This is a genomic window from Moorena sp. SIO4A5, assembly GCF_010672005.1.
Lineage (GTDB): Bacteria > Cyanobacteriota > Cyanobacteriia > Cyanobacteriales > Coleofasciculaceae > Moorena.
Window position 1 is genome coordinate 1 of the sequence record NZ_JAAHHZ010000267.1, and the last position, 6472, is coordinate 6472.

5 protein-coding genes and 1 pseudogene are annotated in these 6472 nt (G+C 44.6%); 3 read left to right on the forward strand and 3 right to left on the reverse strand.

Annotated elements, in window-relative coordinates; all coding sequences use genetic code 11:
• Positions 1-372 (reverse strand): annotated as a pseudogene (locus F6K57_RS34485) (hypothetical protein); the annotation flags it as partial.
• A 554-nt stretch (positions 373-926) separates the two neighbouring features.
• Here F6K57_RS34485 and murF point away from each other — a divergent pair.
• Complete coding sequence (gene murF, locus F6K57_RS34490) at positions 927-2300, forward strand: UDP-N-acetylmuramoyl-tripeptide--D-alanyl-D-alanine ligase (protein ID WP_293019614.1); 1374 nt, start codon at positions 927-929, stop codon at positions 2298-2300.
• Positions 2301-2322: 22 nt separating this feature from the next.
• On the opposite strand, the gene dapF is transcribed toward murF, so the two are convergent.
• Entirely contained in the window at positions 2323-3168 is an 846-nt protein-coding gene (dapF, locus tag F6K57_RS34495; protein WP_293072427.1) for a diaminopimelate epimerase, read from the reverse strand.
• A gap of 207 nt (positions 3169-3375) precedes the next feature.
• On the opposite strand from dapF, the gene F6K57_RS34500 reads away from it, so the two are divergent.
• Entirely contained in the window at positions 3376-3597 is a 222-nt protein-coding gene (locus F6K57_RS34500; RefSeq protein WP_293072429.1) for an RNA-binding protein hfq, read from the forward strand.
• 97 nt (positions 3598-3694) lie between these two features.
• On the opposite strand, the gene F6K57_RS34505 is transcribed toward F6K57_RS34500, so the two are convergent.
• Positions 3695-4678 carry a hypothetical protein gene (locus F6K57_RS34505; RefSeq protein ID WP_293072431.1) on the reverse strand — a complete coding sequence of 328 codons (984 nt, stop codon included), beginning with the start codon at positions 4676-4678 and terminating at the stop codon, positions 3695-3697.
• Positions 4679-4967: 289 nt separating this feature from the next.
• On the opposite strand from F6K57_RS34505, the gene F6K57_RS34510 reads away from it, so the two are divergent.
• Positions 4968-5912 (forward strand): M23 family metallopeptidase, encoded by a 945-nt coding sequence (locus tag F6K57_RS34510; protein ID WP_293072432.1) that lies wholly within the window; start codon positions 4968-4970, stop codon positions 5910-5912.
• Positions 5913-6472 lie beyond the last annotated feature (560 nt).

Consider the following 6472-nt stretch of genomic DNA (forward strand, 5'->3'; position numbering starts at 1 on the left):
CCGCAGGCGTCTAGGAGCCCGAGAGTGAACCCTCAAAGGAGACGGCACATGATCAAACAGAGCTACCAATTCTTGGACTGCTCTTCTGGTGTTTGGTTTCAGATGCCAGTGATTGATCAGAATATGGCAGCAGCGATTGACCACAAATCGGAACTCTGTCGGAGCCCGCTTATCCATTACTATCTTTTCCAAGGCCAACCAGATTTCAAAATCTTCGTATCCCACTCCATCCAGGAAGAGCCTTTGGAAGCGTTCAATTGATTGCTTTGGTGATTCTACCCTTACCCACTGGAGTAAGTGATTGTAGACTTGCTGCTCTGGCAAGCTAATATGTCGAATTTCCGATTCTTTAGAGTCTCTCCAGGTGGTCACTTTAGGTAGCTCTCCTAGGTGCTAAAGCTAGGGCTCATCAATGGTGGTTGGCTTGAGAAGATGAAAATTCAACTTTGAGTGGCTTAGCTAACACAAAGAGAGTTCGGTGTATCACAATATATCTACGGTGGTAGATATATTCTAATGATCACCTAAACTTTAGGTGACCTCTTCTAGTATTAGTATATCTTCATCTTCTTTAGAGTCTCTCCAGGTGGTCACTTTAGGTAGCTCTCCTAGGTGCTAAAGCTAGGGCTCATCAATGGTGGTTGGCTTCAGAAGATGAAAATTCAACTTTGAGCGGCTTAGCTAACACAAAGAGAGTTCGGTGTATCACAATATATCTACGGTGGTAGATATATTCTAATGATCACCTAAACTTGAGGTGAGCTATTATATTATTAGTATATCTTCATCTACTCTTTACCTAATTGTGCCAATGAGTGGAAATTGTGAAAATTAAGTAAAAACCATGTGAAAGTTATTGGCTGACCAGGAAAATAGAGCGTTTAGAGAAAACAGCACAATTAGGACACTGGGGGAACAAGAAATTTATGGTGTGTCGGCTTCTTGTAGGAAAATTAGTTGACATTCTCGCCGCCAAGACCGTAGACATTCCAGAAAAAATCCTGGAAAAGTCATTCACTGGCATTACCACTGATACCCGTCACCTTGAGCCGGGTCAACTATTTTTAGCGCTGCGGGGTGAAAAGTTTGATGGTCATGATTATGCAGCTCTGGCTGTAGAGAAGGGGGCATTAACGGTCATTGCTGAGGCGACTAAAGTTACCCAACTCGAAGGTTTGCCGCTGATTCAGGTAGAAAATACTCTCAAAGCCTACCAGCAAATTGCTCGGTGGTGGCGTGACCAGTTTGAGATTCCGGTGATTGCTGTCACTGGTTCTGTAGGCAAAACTACCACTAAGGAGCTAATCGCAGCAGTTTTGTCTACTAAAGGAACTGTACTCAAAACCCAGGCCAATTACAACAATGAAATTGGTGTACCCAAAACCTTGCTGGAGTTGGCACCAGACCATGACTATGCTGTAATCGAGATGGCAATGCGTGGTTCAGGACAGATTGCTGAATTGACCGAGATAGCCAACCCCACGGCGGGGGTGATTACTAATGTGGGTACAGCTCATATTGGTCTGTTGGGTTCTACTGAAGCGATCGCAAAAGCCAAGTGTGAGTTATTAGCACATATGTCCAACAAGGGTGTAGCGGTTCTCAATCACGACAATCAACGCCTAATTGATACCGCAGCTGAGGTTTGGCAAGGGCAAACCATAACCTATGGTTTAGAGGGTGGTGATGTCCAAGGAGAGTTGATTGCACCGGAAATCCTGAAAGTAGAGGGCATGGAGTTTCCTATCCCCCTCCCAGGTCGCCACAATGCCCTGAACTATGTAGGGGCCCTAGCCATTGGGAAATTATTGGGGGTGGATTGGGAAACCCTCAGGAATGGTTTAGAGGTTGAGCTACCGGCAGGGCGATCCCAGCGTTATGAGTTACCTAACGATGTAGTGATTCTTGATGAAACCTACAATGCTGGAGTTGAATCTATGGTAGCTGCCCTAGAAATGCTGGCTCAGACTCCTGGCAAACGCCATATAGCAGTACTTGGGGCGATGAAGGAATTGGGAACCAAATCCGGTGAACTTCATCAGCAAGTGGGTCAAAAGGTTGAGCAACTCAATCTAGATGGCTTGCGGATTTTGGTGGATGAAAGTGAGCCAGAAGCGGAAGCGATCGCAACCGGTGTTACTTCGGTGCCAGTTGAGTGTTTCTGTGACTCTAATCCTTTAGTGGAACATCTACTGGGGTTTGTCCAACCTGGGGATCGTCTATTGTTTAAAGCCTCCCATTCCGTGGGTCTCGATCAAGTAGTCAAGCAGTTTAAAGCCGGATTTTCCAAGGAAGATTGATCTCAAGCCAACAAATCTGGGCTTATCCCCAGATTTGTGATAGTTTACCCGTGAAAACTTGCTCAGCTGGCCCAGTCATGTAAACTCGCTGATCGGTTTCGGACCATTCAATGTCGAGACAACCACCAGGAAGCTCCACGGTACAAATGCGATCGCTTTTCTCAGTTAACACACCAGCCACCACAGACGCACAAGCCCCCGTGCCACAGGCGAGAGTTGCCCCAGCACCCCGCTCCCAAACCCGCATCTTGAGATAATCGGGACGCACCACTTGGATAAATTCTGTATTGGTTCGTTGGGGGAAAACTGAGTGATGCTCAAACAGTGGACCAATGGTTTCCAGAGGTATGGCATCGGCATCCTCCACAAACGTTATACAGTGAGGATTTCCCATACTGACACAGGTAACCTCCCATAATTTGTCAGCTATTTCGATGGGGGTATTGATCACCTTTTGGTCAGCCTCTGCCAAAACAGTGGGAATTTGAGCTGCACTAAGCTGGGGCATCCCCATATCCACCCTGACTTTACCATCGCCCTTGAGTTCAGGAATGATCACCCCAGCCAGGGTATGGATCCGATAATGAGTTTTGTGATTATCCCCCTCTAAATCAGCCAGAAACTTTCCTAAACAGCGAATCCCATTACCACACATCTCTGGTTCAGAACCATCAGAGTTGAAAATCCGCATCGTATAGTCAGTACCGTCTTGTCCTGGCAGGGCAAAAATCACACCATCTGCACCGATTCCAAAATTGCGATCGCATAGCTGCAGTGCTTGCTCTGAGGTTATTCTGGGTTCCAGGTCATCCCGATTATCAATCAGAATAAAGTCATTCCCAAGTCCATGGTACTTTGTAAACTCCATAGTAAACTCCCTATTAATCGGCTCTGGTGCTATGGTAATTCTTTTGCAGCCTTTTGTTTAAGTTTCGCGAATTTTCCTCGATTTAGCTACCGACTGATTAAAATACTTTTTCTGATTATGCTGCCCAAAACGCCAAAAACCCTCCTGGCCAAGTATGATTGGTTATGATTGGTAGGGTTCCCACGCATTCCACGATTTTTTGTGATTATGGCCCAATTCGATACCGGCTTGCCCAGTATTAGTCAAATTCAAGGCTATATCAAAGACCAACAACTCCTAGAGCTAAAACTTCTCACTGGAGATTCCTTTAGCGGGCAATTGTGCTGGCAAGATCAAAACTGCCTGTGTCTGATCAATCAAGATCAGCAGACCATCATGATCCCTTATCATGCGATCGCTTATCTAAAGCCACAAGCAGCTCAAGGCTAAAGCTTTAAGGCTCAAGGCTCAAGACTGTTCTTTGAATGCATTCTGCATTCTGAATTCTGCATTCTGAATTCTTCATTCTGAATTCTTCATTTTTGATTTACAACTTATAGCTTAGTCCAGTCAGTAACAATATAGTTGCGATAATACAGCCGAAGCATCCCAGGGCAAGATTAGTCATATTCGATTGACTTGCTGATGCTAGGGCTGTATTTAGATCCGGTGAAGTTAGACGTTCATAGTTTTTTATTGCCACATTCGCTTCTGGTAAAGAAGATATCAGACTACCGATAAAATAATGTAATCCCACAAAAACTGCTGAGCCCAACCACTGACTTAATACTGAACTATATAGTTCAGTATAGGCCAAGAATAAGGCATTTAAAACATAACATAATACCGTCAGGGATATAGTCCCTAAAAAAAACTTCCACCAGTTTGACTCAAAATCTTCCTCAGTGATATCTTCAAATAATCCTGGGCGCTTCTTTTTCAAGTTATTTTCAAAATACACAAATATCCCAATCCCAATTATACAGATCAACACTCCGATTAATAACCAGTGCCATGTTCTTAATGGGATGTCTTCTGATAAATAATTAAACTGAAAGCCTCCGGTTAGGCACCAATAGGCTATACTGGCAAATCCAAACATACTTAAGGACATAATTGAATGCCAAATTACCAACTTTTTTTCACGATTGATTAGAGTCATGAGATTTAATATCTTATTGAAATCCCTCTTAAAAAACCACTTAACTAAAACAAATAATGGAGCAACAAAAAACATAAGATAAATGTTTGCAAAATTTGAGCCTAGTGGGGTAGCTATCCCTCCTAGCCTACCTAATCCCAGTGAGACAAGCATTAAAAGTAACTCAGGATTGTTGGTACTTGAGTTAATCACCAAGGTGCGTTGCTCGCGCCCTAAATAGTCACCAGCAAGACCCGCTGCACAGCTGACCATCAAGTCAGTGGTGTAGGGAATTAACCAAAAGCAAAATGTTACGGCTGTAATTAAAGAAATCACCAGGAATGGGATTTCACCAATGAAGTCATGGAGCTTGATGATCCAACTGTCCATTAATTTAAACCTCGACTTAGTTTGGCAATCGTGAGTTACCCTTAAAAAAAACTATTTCATAGTTTGGGATTGATTGATATAGAGAATCCATCCACCGAGTTAGCCTAACCGTTAGTGTGATAGACTATCCACCTTAGTTAGATGTCCTTTTATGATGGCACCTGACTCAATCTTCTTTGGTCCCGTTCATCTGCAAACTAGATGGAATTGGAAACACACTGGGCTAAATGATAGTCTATGCCCCAGTAGCTAAAGAATAAAAATCTATAGTCGCGCTTTGTATAAGTCAGTGAAATCACTATCCTCTCATGGCTCACTATCAGGGCTAGAGCACTATTCTCCTTCTAGTCCCACCCCACTTCTGAGTGCAAAGCACCTTGCCAAACGCCTGATTACAACGACAGCAATAGCCCTGGCATCGGGTTTTGTAGCCCTGTGCCAACCAGTGCAAGCTTTACAGGTACAAGTTCAACCAGACAATCCCCAGTTAGGCGATACTTTGTCAGTGGTAATTCAAACGGAAACAGTTGGTTCACCACCAACCGTTTCTATGGGTCAAAAGACCTATCCTACTTTTGCAGCAGGGACAAATCGTTATCGCGCTTTAGTACCCACTACCCCATTAGATAAACCAGGAAAATTGGTTTTACGAGTGGCTGGTGATGGTAAAGTTAACAACATAGCTGTACCACTTCAGAATCGGTCTTTCCCTGTCCAACGCATCTGGCTGTCTGGCAAAGCCTCTGCCCCAGCAACCCAATTTGAATTAAATCGGGTTGCCCAGTTTAAAAAATTATTGACCCCAGAAAAATTCTGGAATGGTAAATTCTATAGACCCAACAATGCTCGTGTCTCCAGTGTTTTCGGTGTTCGTCGCTACTACAACGGTGTCTATGCTAAAAACTACTACCATCGTGGTGTTGACTATGCCGGTCGCTTCGGTTCACCAGTAGTAGCACCAGCAGCAGGACGGATAGCACTAGTGGGACGAGAGTCTGAAGGTTTCCGGGTTCATGGGAACACCGTAGGGATTAACCATGGTCAAGGGGTACTCAGTATCATGCTGCACTTGAGCGAAATTAAAGTTAAAGAGGGGGATTTTGTTCAAGCTGGCCAGGTCATTGGTACCATTGGTTCTACAGGTGCTTCCACTGGTCCTCATCTACATTGGGGTCTCTATGTTCACGGTAAGTCGGTTGACCCAGTACCCTGGAGATGGGAAGGTATCAATTGACCTGACCCTAGCCCATCACTTAGCTAAACCGCGAGAAGCCCCGCACTTTACCTTCATTGGGTAAGTGTCGTATGGGAAGCGCGGGGCAAGGGTCGGAACGTCGAAATGCCAATGGGCTATACTAGGGACAGTAGGGGAAACAAATTAAGAGCTAACCGCCACCTACTAGCTAAACATAGAACGAGTTGTATTGTTCCGGCGCGGAGGGGCATCCCGGAGACGAAACCGATAGATAGGGTCGCCTTAATCAATAAGATTTAACCTTTTTACCCTAAGCCTACCAACCATAAAGGCGACCCTATCCTTACGGTAACTTCTGACCGTGTCGTTAATAAAGTAACCCGTGTAACCGTTCGCGCAGCGTCGGCGAAAGCCGATATCGTTGGATGGTGTTGGTAAGAAGCCCACGCTGTACCGCGCTTGTCAGCGTCGGGAGTATGTCACCTGGATCACCTATACTATAACTAAGCCAGCACATTTGCTATCATAGATAAATCTAAACATCAAGGGTAAAGGGCTAGCCACTGTTGACGATTTTCTCCAAATATCTTGCAGTATCT